This window comes from Haloplanus rubicundus, from assembly GCF_003342675.1.
Lineage (GTDB): Archaea > Halobacteriota > Halobacteria > Halobacteriales > Haloferacaceae > Haloplanus > Haloplanus rubicundus.
In genome coordinates, this window is sequence record NZ_CP031148.1 from 3,131,006 (window position 1) to 3,150,936 (window position 19,931).

At 68.1% G+C, this 19,931-nt stretch carries 16 protein-coding genes; 9 read left to right on the forward strand and 7 right to left on the reverse strand.

Features of this window, described 5'->3' with window-relative positions:
• Positions 1–64: 64 nt before the first annotated feature.
• Positions 65–259: a cold-shock protein gene (locus tag DU484_RS17210; RefSeq protein ID WP_049937282.1), complete on the forward strand. Its 195-nt coding sequence runs from the start codon at positions 65–67 to the stop codon at positions 257–259.
• Positions 260–379: 120 nt separating this feature from the next.
• Positions 380–1,510: a mandelate racemase/muconate lactonizing enzyme family protein gene (locus DU484_RS17215; protein ID WP_114606547.1), complete on the forward strand. Its 1,131-nt coding sequence runs from the start codon at positions 380–382 to the stop codon at positions 1,508–1,510.
• On the opposite strand, the gene DU484_RS17220 is transcribed toward DU484_RS17215, so the two are convergent.
• Positions 1,511–3,130, reverse strand: coding sequence for a spermidine synthase (locus tag DU484_RS17220; RefSeq protein WP_114584140.1), 1,620 nt, complete (start codon positions 3,128–3,130; stop codon positions 1,511–1,513).
• Between the two features lie 82 nt (positions 3,131–3,212).
• Between DU484_RS17220 and rdfA the strand changes: the two genes are divergently transcribed.
• From rdfA to DU484_RS17235, 3 genes are all read left to right on the forward strand, one after another.
• Positions 3,213–3,812, forward strand: coding sequence for a rod-determining factor RdfA (gene rdfA, locus DU484_RS17225; RefSeq protein WP_114606548.1), 600 nt, complete (start codon positions 3,213–3,215; stop codon positions 3,810–3,812).
• Positions 3,813–3,876: 64 nt separating this feature from the next.
• Entirely contained in the window at positions 3,877–5,811 is a 1,935-nt protein-coding gene (locus DU484_RS17230; protein WP_114584142.1) for an archaea-specific SMC-related protein, read from the forward strand.
• 43 nt (positions 5,812–5,854) lie between these two features.
• Positions 5,855–6,103: a hypothetical protein gene (locus tag DU484_RS17235; RefSeq protein WP_114584143.1), complete on the forward strand. Its 249-nt coding sequence runs from the start codon at positions 5,855–5,857 to the stop codon at positions 6,101–6,103.
• On the opposite strand, the gene DU484_RS17240 is transcribed toward DU484_RS17235, so the two are convergent.
• On the reverse strand, positions 6,100–7,947 hold the full coding sequence (locus tag DU484_RS17240; protein WP_114606549.1) for a BCCT family transporter: 1,848 nt from the start codon (positions 7,945–7,947) through the stop codon (positions 6,100–6,102). The two genes, DU484_RS17235 and DU484_RS17240, sit on opposite strands and share 4 nt — an antisense overlap.
• Positions 7,948–8,025: 78 nt before the next feature.
• On the opposite strand from DU484_RS17240, the gene DU484_RS17245 reads away from it, so the two are divergent.
• Positions 8,026–9,255 (forward strand): NAD-binding protein, encoded by a 1,230-nt coding sequence (locus tag DU484_RS17245; RefSeq protein ID WP_114606550.1) that lies wholly within the window; start codon positions 8,026–8,028, stop codon positions 9,253–9,255.
• A gap of 56 nt (positions 9,256–9,311) precedes the next feature.
• Positions 9,312–9,752, forward strand: coding sequence for a universal stress protein (locus DU484_RS17250; RefSeq protein WP_114584146.1), 441 nt, complete (start codon positions 9,312–9,314; stop codon positions 9,750–9,752).
• A gap of 14 nt (positions 9,753–9,766) precedes the next feature.
• Here the strand turns inward: DU484_RS17250 and DU484_RS20090 are convergent, their stop codons facing one another.
• Complete coding sequence (locus DU484_RS20090) at positions 9,767–9,937, reverse strand: hypothetical protein (RefSeq protein WP_187347723.1); 171 nt, start codon at positions 9,935–9,937, stop codon at positions 9,767–9,769.
• A 53-nt stretch (positions 9,938–9,990) separates the two neighbouring features.
• Positions 9,991–10,461 (reverse strand): hypothetical protein, encoded by a 471-nt coding sequence (locus tag DU484_RS20170; protein ID WP_222844866.1) that lies wholly within the window; start codon positions 10,459–10,461, stop codon positions 9,991–9,993.
• 78 nt (positions 10,462–10,539) lie between these two features.
• Here DU484_RS20170 and DU484_RS19675 point away from each other — a divergent pair, with 78 nt between their 5' ends.
• Positions 10,540–11,127 carry a hypothetical protein gene (locus DU484_RS19675; protein ID WP_157969588.1) on the forward strand — a complete coding sequence of 196 codons (588 nt, stop codon included), beginning with the start codon at positions 10,540–10,542 and terminating at the stop codon, positions 11,125–11,127.
• 110 nt (positions 11,128–11,237) lie between these two features.
• Here DU484_RS19675 and DU484_RS17265 read toward each other — a convergent pair whose 3' ends face one another.
• From DU484_RS17265 to DU484_RS17275, 3 genes are all read right to left on the reverse strand, one after another.
• Positions 11,238–12,989: a BCCT family transporter gene (locus DU484_RS17265; RefSeq protein WP_114606551.1), complete on the reverse strand. Its 1,752-nt coding sequence runs from the start codon at positions 12,987–12,989 to the stop codon at positions 11,238–11,240.
• Between the two features lie 222 nt (positions 12,990–13,211).
• Positions 13,212–15,752, reverse strand: a complete 2,541-nt coding sequence (locus DU484_RS17270) for a GcvT family protein (RefSeq protein ID WP_114606552.1) — start codon at positions 15,750–15,752, stop codon at positions 13,212–13,214.
• The gene (locus tag DU484_RS17275) at positions 15,753–18,332 is read right to left on the reverse strand and encodes a GcvT family protein (protein WP_114606553.1); all 2,580 of its coding nucleotides are present in this window, start codon (positions 18,330–18,332) and stop codon (positions 15,753–15,755) included.
• A 211-nt stretch (positions 18,333–18,543) separates the two neighbouring features.
• Between DU484_RS17275 and DU484_RS17280 the strand changes: the two genes are divergently transcribed.
• Positions 18,544–19,929, forward strand: a complete 1,386-nt coding sequence (locus DU484_RS17280; protein WP_114606554.1) for an aminomethyltransferase family protein — start codon at positions 18,544–18,546, stop codon at positions 19,927–19,929.
• Positions 19,930–19,931 lie beyond the last annotated feature (2 nt).

Below are 19,931 nucleotides of genomic sequence, written 5' to 3' on the forward strand. Positions count from 1 at the left end.
GAAACCGCATCTAGAAAACGAATACACAACGCTTAACCGTCGAGTGGCCCTCGTTCCAACTGCAATGGCAAACGGTAAGGTTGATTTCTTCAACGACACTGGCGGCTACGGTTTCATCGAGACTGAGGATGCTGACGACGACGTTTTCTTCCACATGGAGGACGTTGGCGGTGAGGATCTGACGGAAGGGACCGAGATCGAATTCGACATCGAACAGGCCCCCAAGGGCCCGCGCGCGACGAACGTCGTTCGCGTCTAATTAGGCGGATCGTCGCCGGAAGGCGACTTTCGCGTTTTTCGTGAAGCTACGTACCGGCGAGCGACCGGTGTCGGTCGGCCGTACTAACAGCTTATGTCGGCCGCGGGTGAAACGGGTCGTATGCAGGTAACCGACGTAGAAGCGATACCGATGGAGAGCCCCGTCGAGTCGGTGCAGATGAAGCTGGGAGAGACCGAACAGACGGTCGGCGTCGCGCCGGTCGTGGTCAAGGTCCACACCGACTCGGGTATCACCGGCCTCGGCGAGACGTTGACGTACGATCCCGCCGGTCGGGATGCGGTGGTCGTAGCGGAGGGCGTACGTTCGCTCACGCGACACCTCGTGGGTGAGAACCCGCTCGACGTGAGCCAGCGCTGGAGCGAACTCTACCAGCACGCCAAGCGCTCGGGCGTGTTCAAGCCCCTCTCGGCCATCGACGAGGCGCTCTGGGACATCGCCGCGAAGGACGCGGGGAAGCCGCTGTACGAACTGCTCGGGGGCGCGGCGGGCGACGTGGCCGCCTACGCCACCTTCCCACACCGCAAGCCGACGGAGGAACTGGTCGAGGACGGCGCGTGGCTCGCCGACGCCGGCTTCGACTCCATGAAGATCACCGTCGGCGCGGGCGTCGAACACGACCGGGAGCGCATCACGACCATCGCCGAGGCGCTCCCCGATGGCTTCCGGCTCTCGATGGACGCCAACACCTCCTACAGCTTCCCGGAGGCGCTTCGCCTCGGCCGGACGGCCGACGAGCTGGAGATGGAGTGGTTCGAGGAGCCCATCTCGCATACGGACATCGAGGGACAGGCGGAACTCAACGGGAAGCTGGACACGCCGATCGCCGCCTACCAGTCACACTACCCCCACTATCCGGCGGTCGACCACCTCCGCGCGAACGCGCTCGACGTCTACCAGCCGTCGCTGTACGTCTGTGGCGGCGTGACGGCCGCGACCCGCGTCGCGACGCTCGTCGAGGCGTTCGACGAACGGTTCGTCCCGCACGCGTTCGGCCCGCTCGTCAACTACGCGGCGAGCCTCCACGTCGCCGTCGCGAGCCCCGCCTGCGACCTCATCGAGTTCGCCGTCTACGACGACGACGCCGACGACCCCGGCCAGTACGTCGCCAGCCCCTACGTCGCGAACCAGGACGAGTTCGGGCTCGAAGACGGCGTCATGGCGCCGCCGGACCGCCCGGGCATCGGCGTCGAACTCGACGAGGACGTGGTCGACGACCTGCGGATCGAGTGATCACGGGCGCCGCCGGACCGGGGCGGCGAGCGCCGAGGTCTCGGCGGGGCGCGCGGCTCGGGCTGCCGTTTCCGACCCGTTCACGTCGGTCCGCTGGATCACGTACCGCTGGCCGACCATCGGATCGAGGAGGGCGTCGACGGGCGCCCGGTCGTCGCGCAGGACGGGCACGTCGTCGGTCCGCGGCGGCGGGCGATACATCTCGATTTCGTCGGCGAGGTCGATGCCGACGTTCCGCGCCTCGTTTCGCGCCTTCAGTTCCGCGACGGTGAACCGCTCGTCGCGTTTGGTGGCGACGACTTCGACGTTCTGGACGACGCTCCCCCGAGCGGTCGGGAAGGTGTAGACCTGCGGGAAGACCCGCGCCATCGTCTTGTGTTCGGCGCGGTAGAACTTCGAGGCCGGGCCGCTCGGCGCGGAGATGAGGTTAGCGAAGAGGACGCCGTCGTCGTCCAGTCGCGACTCGGCGAGGCGCATGAACTCGACGGTCGTCAACTGGAAGGGCACCTTGTCTTTCTTGTAGGCGTCGAGGACGATCAGGTCGTAGGTGCGGTTCGTCTCCTGGAGGAACTGCCGGCCGCCGGTGTTGTAGACGTGCAGGTTCTCGGACTCCTCCAGCCGGAAGTAGCGTTTCGCGGTCCCGATCACCTCGGGGTCGAGTTCCGCCACGTCGACGGTCGCGTTGTACTCGGACGCGAAGTGTTTGGGGCCGGTGAAGCCGCCGCCACCGACGAAGAGCACCCGGTCGACGTCCTCGGTCATGAGCAGGGGGAGATGGAAGTAGCGCGTGTACTCGAAGACGTGGCGGTCGGGGTCGGAGACGTCCATCGCGCTGTGGGGCTGGCCGTCGAGATAGAGGGTCCGCACGTCGCCGACCTGGGTGACTTCGAGTTCCTGATAGGGGGTCTGGGTCTGATACAGGACGGGACCGCCGGGCGAGACGCCGATGGCGCCGCTGAAGCCCGCGCCGACGACGAGGACGGCGACGGCGACGCTCGCGAGCGCCGGGTCGCGGCCGCCGGCCGCCCACGCGAGCCACAGCGCCGTCCCGACCGAGAGGAGACCGAAGCCGACGCCGATGGCCTCGACGCTGAGTGCGGGGATCAGGAAGAACGTGGTGGCGAAGGCGCCGACGATGCTGCCGACGGTGCCGACGGCGTAGACGTGGCCGGAGGCGGCGCCGACGGCCTCCGCCTCCGTCAGTTCGGCGGCGTAGGGACTGATGAATCCGAGGAGGTAGGTCGGCGGGCCGAACAGGAGGGTGACGGCCGGGAGCGAGGCGAACCGACCGGGAAGGGGGATAGCGCCGGCCGCGGCCAGCAGGAGGTCGGACGCGAAGACGACGAGGGCGACGTACGCGGCGGTGCCGAGGAGGAGCCACGCGAGTCGGTCGTGGGTCGCCCGACGCGCCGCGCGCTTGCCGCCGAGGTGGTAGCCGAGGCTCAGCGCGGCGAGGAAGACGGCGATGATGCTCCCCCACGTGTAGATGCTGCTCCCGAACTGCGGGGCGACGATGCGGCCGGCGAGAATCTCCAGTCCCATGCTGACGACGCCGGAGACGAACACCGCGAGGCCGGGCGGGGAGGGGCGCCAGTCGGCGCGGTCGGAGAGGGAGGCCATTCGCCCGACCATTGGCGACGGCGCGGATAAGCCTTGCTCGGGGCGGGATTTATGCGCCGGACCCGCGTAGCGTCGACGACCGATGGCCGACGGCTGCAAGGTCGAACGCGTCTGCGAGCGCCGGGGGCTCCCGACGCTCCCGGAGCGACTGGTCGAGCGCCGGACCGAAACCGGGGCGAGCCTCCGTGCCCTCGAACGCTTCTTCAACCGCGAGGTGCTGGCGGCGGCGATGCGGGCCGCGGGGATGGAGTTGCTCGACGGCGAGGCGGCGAACGTCCACCGGCTGCTCACGGCCGAGGACGTGAGCCACGCCGCACGCACCGAAGCGCGGGACCGCCTCGCCCGTGCCGGCGTCGACGTCGACGGCGTCACGGACGATTTCGTCACCTACGGGACGATCCGCACCCACCTTCGGGAGTGCGTGGGGATCGAAACGGGACGGGAGACGGGGGTCGACGCCGACGCAGTCCGGGAAACCGTGTACACGCTCGTCGGCCGGACGGAGGCGGTGACCGAGCGGGAACTGTCGCGGCTGGCCGAGACGGACGCGTTCGACGCCGGCGACCTGACCGTCTCGCTGACCGCACGCGTCGCCTGCGAGGCCTGCGGCGAGGAGTACGGCCTGCGGCGCCTGCTCGAACGCGGCGGCTGTGGCTGTCGTGGGGCGGAGTCACAAACGTAATAGTCCCGTCCGGACGTATCGTAGACACGTTCGCCCGACCGACGTCGGCCGGGCAGTTCCGACGATGACCGAGGACGAGACGACCGCCGCAGACGGACGGAACGGGGCCGACCAGTGGCGACTCGACGTTCGGAACGTCGGCGGCATCGAAGACGCGTCCGTGACGCTCGCGCCGGGCGTCACGGTCGTCGCGGGCGAGAACGCCTCGAACAAGTCGTCGCTGCTGGGGAGCCTCGGCGGCGTCCTCGGCGGCCCGCACCCGCCGGTCCGTGGGGGGTGTGACGCCGGCTCCGTCGCGCTCGACACCGGCGACGAGCGGTACGCACTCGACCTGCGCCGGCGGGACGGGGAGACGGTCGTCGCGGACGCGACGCCGTACGCCGCGGCGTCGACCCTCGTCGACCTCTTCGTCGTCCTCGGCGAGGAGAATCCGATCCGCCGGGCCGTCGTCGACGACGGCGACCTCCACGAGCTACTGATGCGGCCGGTCGACACCGCCGAAATCGACGCCGAAATCGAGCGCCTGCAGGGTCGACGCGACGACATCGACGAGCGCGTCGCCGCCCTCGACGACCGGGTCGACGACCTGCCCGAACTGGAGGTTCGGGTGCGGCAGTTGGCCGACGAACGCGACGACGTGGCGGGGAGACTCGAGGAGAGACGGGCGGCACTCGACGAGGCGGAGTACCGGGAGACCACCGAGGCGACGCGGGCGATCCTCGACGACCTGAAGGCGGCCCGGGAGGAGCGTGAGCGACTCCGCGAGCGGCGGGATACGAAACGTCGTGCCGTCGAATCGCTCCGTGACGACCTCGAATCGGTCGCGGATCGACTGGCCGCGTCGGCGCCGGAGGGTGTCGAGAGCGTCGAGACGCGGTTGGAGACGGTCGAGGACGAACTGCGCCGGCTCCGCGACCGGAAGGGGCGGCTCGACGAGACGATCAACGCGCTGAGCCCCATCGTCGAGTTGAACCGGGACTTCTTGGCCGAAACGCGACTGCCAGAGACGTTCGACGCGGCCGACGCCCTCGAGGACCTGCAGCCGGAGACGGGGACCGTCACCTGCTGGACCTGCGGGCAGCCCGTCGAGCGCGCGGAAATCGAAGCACAGGTCGAGGCCGTCGAGGCGATCCTCCGCGAGAAGCGGGCGGAGCGAGCGACCGTCGCGGACCGGATCGAAGAGCTTCAAGAAGAGCGGGCGGACCTCGACGCCCGCCGAGACGAACGCGCCGATCTCGTCGAGCGCCGGCGGCGCCTCGAACGCGACATCGAGGAACGCGAGCGCACGCTCACCGACCTCGAGAGCCGCCTCGACGACGTGCGCGACCGGATCGCGGCGCTGGAGGCGGATCTCGATGCGACAGACGCCGCCGCCGATATCGTCGAGCGCCACCGCGAGGTGAGCGACCTGGAGTACGAGCGCGGCCGCCTCGAACGCGAACTCGCCGAGGTGGAGGGACGGATCGAGGCCGCCGAGGAGGCGAAAGCGGAGCGCGAGTCGCTTCGGGCGGAGCGAGCGGAGGTGACCGACCGGCTGGCGGCGTGTCGGGAGCGCGTCGAGCGGATCGAACGCGAGACGGTCGAGACGGTCAACGAGTGTCTGGACCGCGTGCTGGATCGGCTCTCGTACGGGGGGCTGGAGCGCGTCTGGATCGAGCGCCGTGAGGGCGAGGCGGGGACGAGCTTCGATCTGCAGGTCGTCCGGACGACCGACGACGGGGGCGTCTACCGCGCGCCGGTCGCCACCCTCAGCAAGAGCGAACGCGAGGTCGTGGGGCTGGTGATCGCGCTCGCGGGCTATCTCGTCTACGACGTGGCCGAGACGGTGCCCGCCGTCGTCGTGGACGCCATCGAGATGCTGGACGCGGAGCGCATCCACGGCCTGCTCGACTTCTTCGCCGATCACGCCCGCTACGTCGTGGCCGCGGTCCTGCCGGAGGAGGCCGACCGGTTACGGAAGCGATTCGAGACGGTCGCGCTGGCGACGGAGGTCGCGTGAAATCCGGCGACTTATCCCGTCGAGCGGCCTACGTCGAGCATCGATGACGACTCTGAAACGAACGCCGGGTCCGGCCGCGCGGAGCGCCTTCCGACTCGGTATACTGGCCGCCGGCATCGTCGGCCTCGCGGCCCTCGGCGCCGGCTATCTGGGGGGCGTCCTCACGACGACGACGGCGCTGTACGTCCTGTTCGCGCTCTTTCCGATCTACCTCGTGTTGGTCGCGTCCGTCCTCAGCGTCTGGCTCGGCTACGACAAGGACGCGACGGACCTCCGCCCGGTGTATCGTTAGTCGTCGCCCGGCGGGCCGCCGACGCGCCCGATTGCGGCCCGGACACGGCCGACGAGCGTCGAGCGGTCGCGTTCGTGTCGGCGGAACGCGAGGGTCAGGCCGACCAGCGCGACCACCGAGAGGACGGCGAAGGGGCCGCCGGTTAGGACGGCCGCGACCTGCAGCGATTCGCCGCCACCGACGAGCAACACGGCGCCGGCGACGAGACCCTGGAGGACGCCCCAGAAGACGACGCTCCCGGTGGTCGGCGCGACGCCCTGCCGGGTCGCCAGTATCGACACCACGAGCGTCGACGTATCCGCGGACGTGACGATGAAGACGACGATGAGCGCGAGGAAGACGAAGAGGAGCAGTCGGGAGAGCGGGAGGGCGGCGAGGACCGGAAAGCCGGCAACGGCTTCGGAGCCGCCGGCGGCCTCGACGGCGGCGAGCACGTCGGCCCGGCCGGATCGCTGGAGGGCGAGGGTGGTGCCGCCGAACAGCAGGTGCCAGCAGACGGAAGCGGCCGACGTGGCGACGACGCCGGTGAAGACGACGGTCCGCACCCGGCGACCCTTCGAGAGCGCCGCGAGAAAGAGCCCGGCGAAGGGCGCCCACGAGAACCACCACGACCAGTTCCAGACCGTCCAGTTCGCGGCCCACGGTCCCGAGGTGACGAAGCTCATCGACACGAAGTCCGTCGCGTAGCGGCCGAGGGCGGCGGCGCCGGCGTCGAGGACGAACCCGCGGGGGCCAACGACGAGAAGCAGGAGGGCAAAGAGGACAAAGAGGACGAGGTTGACGCCGGCGATGCGGCGGATGCCCCGCTGGACGCCGCTCTCCGCGGAGACGCTGTAGATGACGACGAGACCGGCGACGAAGAGGAGGGCGCCGGAGCCGCCGACGGCGACGCCCCACTGGAAGGTGATGCCGGCGAGGAACTGCTGGCCGACGAACGCGACGGAGGTGGCGATGCCGCCGATGGTGGCGAAGATGGCCAGCACGTCGACGAATTTCGCGAGCGGACCGTCCAACCGGTCGACGCCGAGGAAGGGCGTGAGAATCGTCGAGACGCGGAGCGGCGCGCCGTGCTGGTGGGTGTAGTAGGCGATGGGGAGACCGACGACGAGGTAGGCACACCACGCCGACACCCCCCAGTGAAAGCTCGCGTAGGTGAGCGCGACGACGGCGGCGGCGGCGGAGCGGGGGGCAGCGCCCGAGCCGGGCGGGGGCGCTCCGTAGTGAAAGAGCGACTCGGCCGGCCCCCAGAAGACGATGCCGGCGGCGATGCCGGCGGTGAAGACCATCGCGAAGTACGTCGGGTAGGTGTAGTCCGGTTCGGCGTCGGGACCGCCGAGCGTGATCGACCCCCACGGGCCGACCAGGAGGAAGAGAGCGTAGACGACGGCGAGAAACATGGCGCCGAGGAAGAGCCAGTCGAACTGCCGGAAGAGGACGCGCTGGGCCGCCGTGACGGCCGCGCCAGTTCGGGCGGGGGCGAGGAGGCGGGCGGCGAAGAAGCCGCCGAGGACGGCGACGGGCACGCCGAAGGTGACGGGGTCCTGTCGGGCGAGGAAGCCACCGACCCAGTTTCGCCACGAGAGGTGCCGGACCCGGAGGAGATACGGCGCCCCTGGCTGTGAGTCGTCGGCGTCGGGTCGCTTCACGGGGAGGAGCGCGAGGTAGGCGAGCCCAGTGCCGAAAAAGAGAAGCGAGAGGACGAGCCATCCACGGCCGGAGACGACGGAGCCGACGATGGCGGGGAAAAAGAAGCCGGAGACGACGACGACGCCGGAGAGCACACACACGGGGAGGAGCGCGGAACGAGCGAGCCGCTCCAGCACGGCCGTGGCGTGTGAGGCCATGGCATACGTGTCGGTGGGCGGAAACATAGGTGTGTCGTCGGGGGCTTCTTTTTGTCGCTGCCGCGCGAACTGGTCGCCGTGGCGACCGATCCCCCCGAGACGCCGGGAGATACGGCGCTCGACGAGCTGTTCCACCAGCCCGAGCAGGTACCGCTGGTCTACTGGCGGACGTTCTCCGGACCGAAGACGGCCGTCCTGCTGACGGGAGCGACGGCCGTCTTCGCCTTCGTCGCCGGGCTCTCCCACCTGAGCCAGGGCGGCGTCACGCCGACCGGGCCGTTCGCGGGCGCGCTCCCGCCCGGCGCGTCGGACGCGATACCGCTCGCGAGCATCGTCGTCGGCTTCCTGCTCGCGGGGGTCGCGGTCGGGTTACGGAGTCGCTACCGACTCGCCTGGTACGGCGTGTTGGGCGGTGTGGCGGTCCTGCTCGGCATCCCGCTGGTGACGGGGGCGGCGAGCGACGCGGTGCCCGCGCTGGTCGGGGTGGCGGGGGCGACGCTGGCGGTGGCGAAGCGGTCGGGCTTCGACCGTCGAGTCGAGTTGACCGCGTTCCAGACGACGGCGCTGCTCGCGTTCGTCGGGGTCCAGGTGTACGGCACCGTCGGCACCTACGCCATGCGCGAGCACTTCGTCGGCGTCGACACGGTGACCGACGCGTTCTACTACATCGTCGTGACGGGAACGACGGTCGGCTACGGCGACGCGACGCCGACGACGCAGGTGACGAAACTGTTCACGCTCTCGATAATCGTCCTCGGGACGGGGGCCTTCACCGTCGCCACGGGCTCTTTGATCGTGCCCGTCCTCGAATCCCGCATCTCCAGCGCCTTCGGAACCATGACAGCCTCGGAACTCACACTGCTCGACGATCACGTACTGGTCCTCGGGAGCGGCGAACTGACCGAACCGCTCCTCGACGAACTCGAAGCGACGACGGACGTGGTGGTCGTGACGCCTGACGCCGACGCGGCGTCGGCACTCGACGAACGCGACGTGAACGTGTTGACCGCCGATCCGACCGACGAGGGACCGCTGCTCGACGCCCGTATCGACGCCGCACGGGGGGTCGTCGTGGCGACGGACGACGACGCGCGGGACGCCCTCGCCGTGGTCGCCGCCCGGCAGGCCAACCCCGACGTGCGTATCGTCGCCGCGGCGACCGACCAGAAACACGCCGACAAACTGGAGGCCGTCGGCGCCGACGCGGTCATCAGCCCGGCGGTCATCGGCGGGCGACTCCTCGGCCGGTCGGTCCTCGGTGAGGCGGACGCGCTCGGCGGACTGGGCGACGACGGGGACGACGCCTGACCGCCCCCAAGTTATTTGCTCCAGTCAGGAGAACGACCGGTAAGGGACGGAGAGCCATGTACGATACGATTCTAATCCCGTTCGACGGTAGCGACGAGGCGATGAAAGGAGCCAAGCACGGTATCGAGCTCGCGGCGACGTGTGATGCGACGGTACACGCGCTCTACGTCGTCGACCTCCCGGGTGCACCACGAACGGTGTATCTCAGGGACGACGAGGACGAGATGCGCGAGCGGTACCGCGAGTACGGCGAGGAAGTGACGGACGACGTCTGCGAGATGGCGGCCGAGGAGGGGGTCGAGTGTGTCACCGCGCTCCGGAGCGGGTCGCCGGGCGAGGAGATCGTCGACTACGCCAAAGACGAGGGGATGGACGCCATCGTCCTCGGGAGCGCGTATCGGGGGAAGTGGGGCGCACTCCTCGGGAGCACGGCGGAGAAGGTGGTCCGAACCGCCGAGTCCCCGGTCGTCACGGTGCGGGAGAAGATGAACGACTGACGACGGTCGGCACGTCACGGTGCGGTATCCCGCCGGAGCCACCGCTCGCGCAGGTAGATGAGGATGCTGGCGCTCAGAAAGGTGAGGCCGGCGAGGCTGAGCCGACCGGCTGCCATCAACCACAGCGCGACGGCGAACGCCGCGACTATCGACAGCGCCAGAATCGTCGGAACCGCATCGGGCATGGACGTGTTCACACGCCGGAGCGTGAAAAGTTCCACCGGGCGACGCGCCCGAGTCAGTAGAAGTGTTTGAACTCCCAGTGATACTGGCAGTTCGGGCAGTTCGCCCACTCGGGCACGTCGAACGCCTCCGGGTGACGCTGGCCGTGTTGCATCGGCGTCCGGCAGACCGGGCAGGTGAGACCGAGCAGGTCGAGGTCGCCGAACCGCTCGGCCGGGAGGTCGACCGAACACGTCGGACAGTCGATGGACGCCCGCGAGTCCGCCTGGAGGATCTCGCTCCCGCAGTCCGGACACCGGAGCATCGCAGGCGGACGGTACGCCCACCCGGTGTCGCCGTCGATGGTAGTGGTGTGGGTCTCGACGCTCGAGAGGCGGAACTTGTTCGGGCCATCGCCGGTCCGCAACGGATCGATCACCCGCTCGGCGAGCCGTCGGAGTGTCGCGGCGAGCCACCGGAGCGCCGCAGTCGTCCGACTACCGGCCGCAGTGAGTCTCTTCCCGAGACCGTGGGCGTCGTCGGCCACTGTCCACCGTTAGGCAAGGAATAGCATAAAGGACTCGTCGGGGACAGCCTTTCCCCGACGCCCACACAATCGGACCGCGTGTCACGTTCGCGCCGAGAGGACGGGGAGCGGCGGACCACGACTGGCGTCGTCGCCCTCGCGTCGCTCCAGTGGAGTATCGAGCCGACGGCCGTCGTCGCCAGTGATCCCGGTCGAGCGGCCGCATCGTTCCTGCTCGTCCTGACCGTCGCCGCGGCGGTTCGGTACTGGCGCGCGGGGCTGCTCAACTGGGCGGTCGACGCGACGCTCGAACGGCCGCTCACCGCGCCGCTGTACGGCGTGGCGGCGTCCGCCCTCGGGTGGCTCGTGATCGCCTACGCGTTCGGGCAGGCGCTCCGCCTCGGCGGCGCGGTCGGACAGGCCGGCGTGGTACTCGGCGTCGGCGTCGCGCTCTGTGTCGGCGGCTTCGGGTTCGTCGTCGTCGGCGCCGCCCTGACGACCGTCGTCGGCGACCGTCGACCGTGGGCCGGCCCGCTCGTCGGGGCAGGACTCGGTGCGGTCGTGCTGGTGGCGCTTCCGCGTCCGGTTGGTCTCGTCGTCTGGGTGTTCGTGGCGGCGACGGGGCTGGGCGGAGTGGCACGTCGGTGGATCCACGCCTCGGCGTCGGTAGAACGACAGGCGAAGTGATAGGAAGTATCGTAACTGTCCAGAGATTCTCGCCGGACCATCCCGGCGAGAATCTCTGCTGACTTCCGAGACTCCCTATGAGAACTCGAAAGAGCGGTCGAGGGGATCCGTCAGTCGCTGCTGGCCGCGTCGTCGCCTTCCCTGACGTCGGTCACCATCTCGTTGCCCGCCGTCACCACGTCGACGTTCTCGCGGTCCGAGAGCTCCTGAATGGTTTCGGCGAACTCCTCGGATTCGAGGATTTCGTACTCGTTGCTGAGTCCGAGATAGACGGTGTAACACATCAGACAGAGGATGACGGCGAAGGGGAGACCGGTCGTGATCGCTGCCGTCTGCAGGGCGGTGAGGCCACCACCGTAGAGCAGGATGGCGGCGACGGCGCCCTCGGTGACCGCCCAGAAGATACGCTGGGCACGCGGCACGTCGTGTTTGCCGCCGGAGGTCAGGTGGTCGATGACGAGCGACCCGGAGTCGGAGGACGTGACGAAGAAAGTGATCACCAGGAGCGTCGCGAGGATGCCCGAAATCGCCCCGAGCGGGAACTGTTCGAGCATGGCGAACATGGCGACCGTCTGTCCGAGTTCGTTGTAAGTCGCGAGCGCCGCGCCGTTACCCTGCAGCGAGTTGAACAGGGCGCTGCCGCCGAAGGCGGACAGCCAGATGGTGGAGAACATCGCCGGAAGGACCAGAACGCCCATGACGAACTGGCGGATGGTCCGGCCCTTCGAGATGCGGGCGATGAACATCCCGACGAACGGTGACCACGCGATCCACCAGCCCCAGTAGAAGACGGTCCAGGCGGTGACCGTCGATCCACCATCGGCGAGCGTCCCGCGGAAGAAGCCGAGCGCGAGGATGTTGTTGAAGTAGACGCCGAGCCCTTCGACCCACGTACCCAGGATGAACACCGTCGGCCCCACGATCATGAGGAAACCGAGCAGTGCGAACATCAGGTAGAGGTTGATGGTACTCAGGCGCTTGACCCCACCGTCGAGGCCGGCCGCGACCGAGAGCGTGGCGATGCCGGTGATGCCCGCGATGAGCAGTGTCTGCACGAGGGGGTTCGTCGGAACGGAGACCAAGCCGAGGAGGTCGCCGCCGACGTAGGAGAGCCCCTGATTCACCTGTGACACGCCGAGACCGAGCGAGGTGGCGAGCCCGAACAGCGTGGCGAACACCGTCACGAGGTCGATGACGTGCCCCGGCCAGCCGTAGATGCGGTCGCCGAGCAGGGGCCAGAAGATCGACCGGAAGGTGAGCGGCAGGCCACGGTTGAACGAGAAAAAGGCGAGGCCGAGGCCGACGAGGCCGTAGACGGCCCACGGGTGGAAGCCCCAGTGGAAGAACGTCTGGGCCATGGCCGCCGACGCCGCTGCCCCGGTTTCGGCCTCGGCGCCGAAGAAGCCGGGGACGTTCTGGAAGTAGTACAGCGGTTCGGAGACGCTGAAGAACATGAGGCCGATCCCCATGCCGGCGCTGAACAGCATCGCCATCCAGGAGAAGTCGCTGAACTCCTTTTCGGCCTCCACGCCGCCGATCTTGATCTTGCCGTACTTGCTGAACGCGAAAAAGAGGAGGACGACGATGAAGATGTTCACCGACAGCAGGTAGAACCAGCCGAAGTTCTCGCCGATGAAGTTGAATAGGAACGTGTACGCCGCGGCTGCCTGGTCACCGAGCAGGATCGTGACGGCGATGAACAGGCCGATGAGAACCAGGGCCACGGGGAAGACGACCGGATGGATGTCGAAGCCGAGTGCTTGGATGTTGGTGTCGCCGGGTTCGCGGTCTGACTCGGGGTGGAACAGTTCTACCTGCAGCCCCTCGGACATCTCTCCAGTCGTGTCGTCTGATTTAGCCATATCGCTCCTCCGTCCGGTGCGTGCCGGTCGTGTGTTGTCGGTGGATCATGTGCGTGTCTTCGGATGTCGGTCGTCGGTCTGTGCGTCGCCCGTGCGCCGGCCCTCCGGCGAGCGCCGAACTACCATGGTCATGGATAGCCGCACCCATGGCAGAGAGCCACATAGAAACTACTCGTTGTGTCAGATAAAGTTTGGCGTTTTTCTCGAAGAAATTCGGGCCGATTACCGAAGGATCTTCGAGCGGCCAGGGTCGAACAGTGGTTCGTCGCGGACGGTAGCGTCGTAGGTCGTTCCCTCACACAGCACCTGGACCGAGGTGCCCGCGTCCGCGTACTCGCTGGGGAGGTACGCGTAGGCGATGGACTCGCCGAGGCTGTAGCCGTAGTCGCCGGCGACGACGTAGCCGAGCGCCTCGTCCCCGTCCAGGACGGGCCGCCCGCCGAAGATCACGTCCGTCGAGTCGTCGAGCGTGATCGGGGTGAGCCGGCTGTCCGGCTGTCTCTCGGCCAGCGCCTCCCGGCCGACGAAGTCGGTGTCCATGTCGACGGCGAAGCCGAGCCCGGCCGAGAAGGGGTCGGCGTCGGTGTCGATGTCGGTCCCCCAGAGCCGGTAGCCCTTCTCCAGGCGCATCGACTCCAGCGCGCCGCCGCCCATCGGCCGCACGTCGAGGTCCTGACCCGCCTCCCACAGCGTCTCCCAGAGACGCGAGCCGTACTCCGTCGGCGCCCACAGTTCCCAGCCGAGTTCGCCGACGTAGGAGACACGCAGAGCGAGGACGGGCACCTCGCCTACGTAGATTCGCTTCGCGCTGAAGTAGGGGAAGTCCTCGGCGGAGACGTCCGCGTCGGTGACCCGCTGGAGCAGGAGCCGGGACTTCGGCCCCCACAGCCCGACCGTGGATCGGGCGCCCTCCTCGACGGTGACCGACACCGTCTCCGGGGCGTGAGACTGGAGCCAGCCGCCGTGGATGCCCGGCGAGTTGCCGCCGCCGGTCGTCACGACGAACTCCTCGGGACCGAGGCGGACGACGGTCACGTCCGCCAGCACGTTCCCGCCCTCGTTACAGAGCAGGGAGTACCGGACCCGCCCCTCGTCGATATCCACGTCGTTGGTGCACACCCGCTGGAGGAAGTCCGCGGCGCCCGCACCGGAGACGACGATGGAACTGAACGAGGTCATGTCGAACATCGACACGTGCTCGCGGGTGTGGAGGTGTTCGGCGCCCTCGATGGGCGAGCGGTTGACCCCCTGCCACCCCTCCTGCTCGGGAATCTCGTCGGCGTAGCGCTCCACGAGGTCGGCGTTCGACTCGTACCACTGCGGCGCCTCCCAGCCGCCGGACTGGTAGAACTCGGCGCCGAGTTCCGCCTGCTGGGCGTAGAACGGGCTCCGTCGGAGGCCGCGGTGGTCGTCGGGCTGCCAGCGCGGTTCGACGATGCTGTACACCTGCCGGTACTGCGTTGCCCCCCGGTCGACGAAGTAGCCTTTCTCGCCGGCGTGGGGTTCGAACCGGTTCACGTGGATGCCGCCGGTTTCGACGGGGCCGGACGGGAGCTTTGGGACACCCGTCTCCATCCACTCCGCGAGGATCTTGCCGTAGCCGCCGGAGTGCGTCCACCAGATGGCGAGGGCGGTCCACAGGTCGTCGACCGCCGCCGTCTCGCCGAGGACCGGCATCCCGTCGGGCGTGAACACGAAGATGCCGTTCTCGGTGGCCTCGAACTCCGTGCCCTCGGAGACGGGGAGGAGTTCCTCGAACGCCCGCTTGGGCGATTTGTCGCGGTCGGGGTGGGTCGCGCGCTCCCAGTGCTCGTCGGTGAACTCGCGGACCGACGCCTGCCGGCGCTCCGTGTTCGCCCCCATCGCGTCGGGGTCGACCGTCAGCGACTCGTGGTTGTACGAGCCGAGGCCGATGGCGTCGCCGTGGGTGCGGAAGTAGAGGGAGTTGTCCTGGTCGCGGCCGACCGGCCGGGTCGGGCCGCGGCTCATGGCGTCGGCGATGCGGTGGTCGCCGGGCACCTCGAAGTCGCCCGTGTCGACGCGGGCCGTCGGCTCCGCGCCGGCCAGTTCGTCCAGTGGCTCCGTGACGGCGTACTGGTGTTCGACGGGCGCGATGGGCAGGTCGAGACCGGCGAGTTTGCCCGTCTTGTACCCCCAGTTGTTCGTCGCGAGGACACAGCGGTCGCAGTCGATGCGGCCGCGGTCCGTCTCGACTGCGGTGATCGAACCGCCGCTCACGTCGAAGTCGGTGACCGACGTGTGGCCGTAGAAGTCCGCGTCCGACTGCTGGATGTACCACTGGAGGGCGGCGATGCCGTCGACCCGGCCGTCGGTCGGCGAGTAGTAGCCGCCCAGAATCTCGTCTTCGTTCACCAGCGGCAGGTAGTCGGTAACCTCCGCGGGCGAGAGGAGTTGCGGGTCGGGCAACCCGTAGGCGGTGGCGTGTTCGACCCGCCGTTGCAGGAAGTCCATCCGCTCCTCGCTACGGGCCACCTCGATGCCGCCCACCTCGTCGTAGACGCCGGCGTCGGAGAGGAGGCGGCTGGTGTAGTGGGCCGTCTTCGTCATGAGCTTCGACGGCGACGTCTGGAACATGATGCCCGGCGCGTGCGTCGACGATCCACCGGTCACGGGAAGGGGTCCCTGGTCGACGACGACGACGTCCTCGGCGCCGAGTTCCGAGAGGTGGTAGGCGACGCTACAGCCGACGGCGCCGGCGCCGACGATGACCGTCTCGGCCGTGTCGGGAAGCGTTCCACTCATCTAGATCAGTGGCTCCTCTTCGACGGTCGCGGCGTACTTCTCGCCCTCGTACAGAATCTCCACGTCGGTGCCCGGCTCCGCGAACTCCGGTGGGAGGTAGGTGTACGCGACGCAGGCGCCGACCGAGTAGCCGTACTCGGCGGAGTGGACGTAGCCGATGGCCTCGTCGGTTTCGGGGTCCAACACCGGCCGGTCGGCGAGAATCGCCGCCTCGGGGTCGTCGAGCGTGAGGCAGGCGACTTCGTGGCGGACGTTGTCGCCGGCGGCGGCCGCCGCGACGGCCTCTTTCCCGACGAAGTCGGTGTCGAGGTCGACGGCGAAGCCGAGACCGGCCTCGTAGGGGTTGTGCTCGGTGTGGAGGTCCTCACCCCACAGCCGGAACCCCTTCTCGATGCGCAGGGAGTCGAGCGCGCCGTTGCCGTAGGGGCGGATGTCGTACTCCGCGCCCGCCTCCATGACGTGCTCCCAGAGCGTCTCGCCGTACTCGGAGGGGGTGTAGAGTTCCCAGCCGAGTTCGCCCGCGTAGGACACCCGCAGGGCGGTCACCGGGACGTTCTTCACGTAGAACTGCTGGCTCGTGAAGTACGGGAACGCGTCGTCCGAGAGGTCGGCGTCGGCGACTTTCGAGAGCACCTTCCGCGCGTCCGGGCCGGTACAGACCATCGCCGCCAGGGAGGAGGTCACGTCGTTGACGACGACGCCCTCCGGCGCCTGTTCGCGCACCCACGCGACGTGGTTGTTTCCGACTTCGCGGCCCGTCGTGAGCAGGAGGTAACGGTCGTCGTCGGTCCGCGTCACCGTGATGTCGGCGCGGACGCCGCCCGCCTCGTTACACATCAGGGTGTACCGGACCTGCCCGACGTCGAGATCCATGTCGTTCGTACAGAGCCGCTGGACGAACGCGTCGGCGTCGGGGCCGACCACCTCCATCTTGTTGAACGCGGTCATGTCGTGGAGGCCGACGTGTTCGCGGACGTGGAGATGTTCGGCCGCCTCGATTGGCGACCAGTACTTCGCCTCCCAGCCGTCTCGATCGGGGATTCGATCCTCGTATCGCTCCACGAGGTCGGCGTTGGACTCGAACCACTGGGGCTCCTCCCAGCCGGCGGAGGCCCAGAGTTCGGCGTCACGACGCTCGTGGGCGTGGTACATCGGCGTACGCCGGATGTCGCGCTGTTTGCCCTCCCAGACCCACTTCGGATGCACGATGTTGTAGACGATGCGGTACTCCTCGCCGCCGATGTCGCGGGTGAAGTCCCACGACCCCTCGTGGGCGTCGAAGCGGTTCACGTCGCAGTGCGCGAGGTCGATGGGACCGTCGGGCAGTTTCGGCATCCCCGTCTCCATCCACTCCGCGAGCGCCTTGGCCGCGCCGCCGGCGTGGGTGATCCAGATGGCCGAGGCGACCCACAGGCCAGCCGTCCCCTGCACCGGCCCCATGATCGGGAGGCCGTTCGGCGACTCGGCGAACATCCCGTTGTACTTGAACTCCAGCTCCTTGTCCTTCGTCGCGGGAATGAGTTCGTCGCTCGCGGTTCGCGGGGCCTTGTCCGGGCGGTCCGGATGCGTCGCCTCGTTCATGAACCGCTCGGAGAAGTCGTGGACCGACGCCTGGTTGCCGTCTGGGTCGTTCCCGCCCAAGTCGTCCGGGGCCGGGACGACCGGCTCGTGGTTGTACGAGCCGATGCCGTAGGAGTCGCCGTGGGTCCGGTAGTACATCGCGTTGTCCTGGTCGCGCAGGATGGGACGGTCCGGGTTGGCGAGTAGCCGTTTCGCCTTCTCGCCGGAGACGTTCTCGTAGCCCTCGAAGAGGGGGTGGTCGGTCACGTCCTGTGCGTTGTCGGCGAGTTCGTCGAGCGACTCGGTCATCGTGTACTGGTGCTCGACGGGGGCGACCGGCAGGTGGACGTCGAGTTTCTCGCCCAACTGCCGCGCCCAGATGTTCGTCGCGACGACCACCTCGTCACAGGCGACGGTGCCGTTCTCGGTGACGACGGCCTGCACGTCGCCGTTCTCGTCGAGTTCGATGTCCTCGGTCCGGGTGTGCGGGACGAACTCGGCGCCGCCGTCCATCGCCCGCCGGGCCAGGGCGTCACAGGCGACGACGCCCGACGCCTGTCCGTCGGTCGGGGAGTAGTACCCCCCGAGGATGCGGTCCGAATCGACGAGCGGCAGGTGGTCGGTCACCTCCTCCGGGGTGAGCAGTTGTGGGTCCTCGAGTCCCCACGCGGTCGCGTGTTCGACCCGTCGCTGGAGGAAGTCCATGCGCTCCTCGGTCCGGGCCACCTCGATGCCGCCGACTTCCTTGTACGCCTGCTGGCCGTCCCGGCCTTCGAGCTCGGAGTAGAGCTGTCGGCTGTAGTTCGCGAACTTCGAGAGGACCTTCGGCTCGGCCGTCTGGAACATGATGCCGGGCGCGTGCGTGGAGGACCCGCCGGTCGTCGGCATCGGTCCCTGATCGACGACCACTACGTCGTCCCGTCCCAACTCGGTGAGCTGATACGCGAGGTTGCACCCGACGATACCGGCCCCGACGATGACGGTGCCGGCGTCGCTCGGAAGTGTGTTCCTATCACTCATACTGAAAGGGTTCGACCCCGGCGCCTTATAATCACACCTCAGCGACGACACCCATTTATATACCGGAGGGTGTCGGGTCGGTCACGCTCTTAACAGCGATATACGTGTTAAGAGCTGCCGGTCGGCATCCGGCACCGTCGCCGGCGCCCCTTTATACGTCCGAGATAGCTGTGGTTCACCCTTATGCAGAGGGGGACCGTTGTCGTGATCGATGACGAACAACGAATCCCAGACGCTCGACGCACATCCGAACCACCCGGAGGTCGATCAGTCGGATCGCGTACTGCCGCGGAACCTGCGCCAGACCGGCGATCCGGGCATCGAGATGCTCGTCTCGACGCGTGTCCGAAAGTCACCGTTCTTCGACAAGTCGTTCAACGAGGAAGGCGCGTGGCGCTGCACCGTCTACAACCGCGTCTACCACCCGCGCGGCCTCGTCGAACCCGAGGACGGCGGTGCGATGAAGGAGTACGAAGCGCTGACCGAGAGCGTGACGCTGTGGGACGTGGCCGTGGAGCGCCAGATTCGCGTGAAAGGCCCGGACGCGGAGGCGCTTACGGACTATCTGATCACGCGTGACGCGACGAGCATCGAGACGATGAAAGGCAAGTACGTCATCCTCTGTAACGAGGACGGCGGCATCCTCAACGACCCGGTCCTCCTGCGCGTCGCGGAAGACGAGTTCTGGTTCTCCATCTCGGACTCGACGCTGATGCAGTGGATCCAGGGCGTCAACGTCGGCATGGACTTCGACGTGGAGGTCGACGAAATCGACGTGGCCCCGATGCAGATTCAGGGGCCGCTCTCGGAGGACGTGATGGTCGAAGTCGTCGGCGAGGAAGTGTCCGAAATCCCGTACTACGGCCTCATGGACACGCAGATCAACGGCTGTGACGTGTTGGTGAGTCAGACCGGCTTCTCCGGCGAGAAGGGCTTCGAAGTCTACGTCAAGGACGCGAGCGAGAACGCCGAACGCGTCTGGGACCCGGTGATGGAGGAGGTCAAGGCCCACGGCGGCCGACAGATCGCCCCCGGTCACCACCGTCGCATCGCGGCCGGCATCCTCTCGTGGGGCCAGGACATGGACCACGAAACCTCGCCGTTCCAGGTCAACCTCGGCTACCAGGTGCCCGACGACAAGGAGGGCGACTACATCGGCAAGGATGAACTGGAGCGCCAGAAGGAACTGATCGAGAACGGCGAGTATCCGTTCAACCTCAAACTCGTGGGCCTGAAGATCGCGGGCGAGCCGATCCGCGACTACGCGCCCGACTTCTGGATCATCTCCGATCCCGAGACGGGCAAGGAGTGTGGCTACATGACCTCGCCGTGGTGGAACCCGGAGCTGGAGACGAACATCGGTCTCGGATTCGTGCCCGCCGAGAAGCTGGAGGCCGAGACGGACGCCCTGCTCAACGACGAAATCTACGAGCACGACCTCGATCTCGAGTTCGAGGTCCACCTCCCCGAGGAGTACGCGGAGGGTGACGGCGAACCGGCGTTCGCGACGGTAGCCGAGGTGCCCTTCAAGGAGTCGGTGAATCCGAGCGCTCGCGAGCAGGCGAAGCTGAACGCCCGGAAGGAGAGCGAGGAGTAACT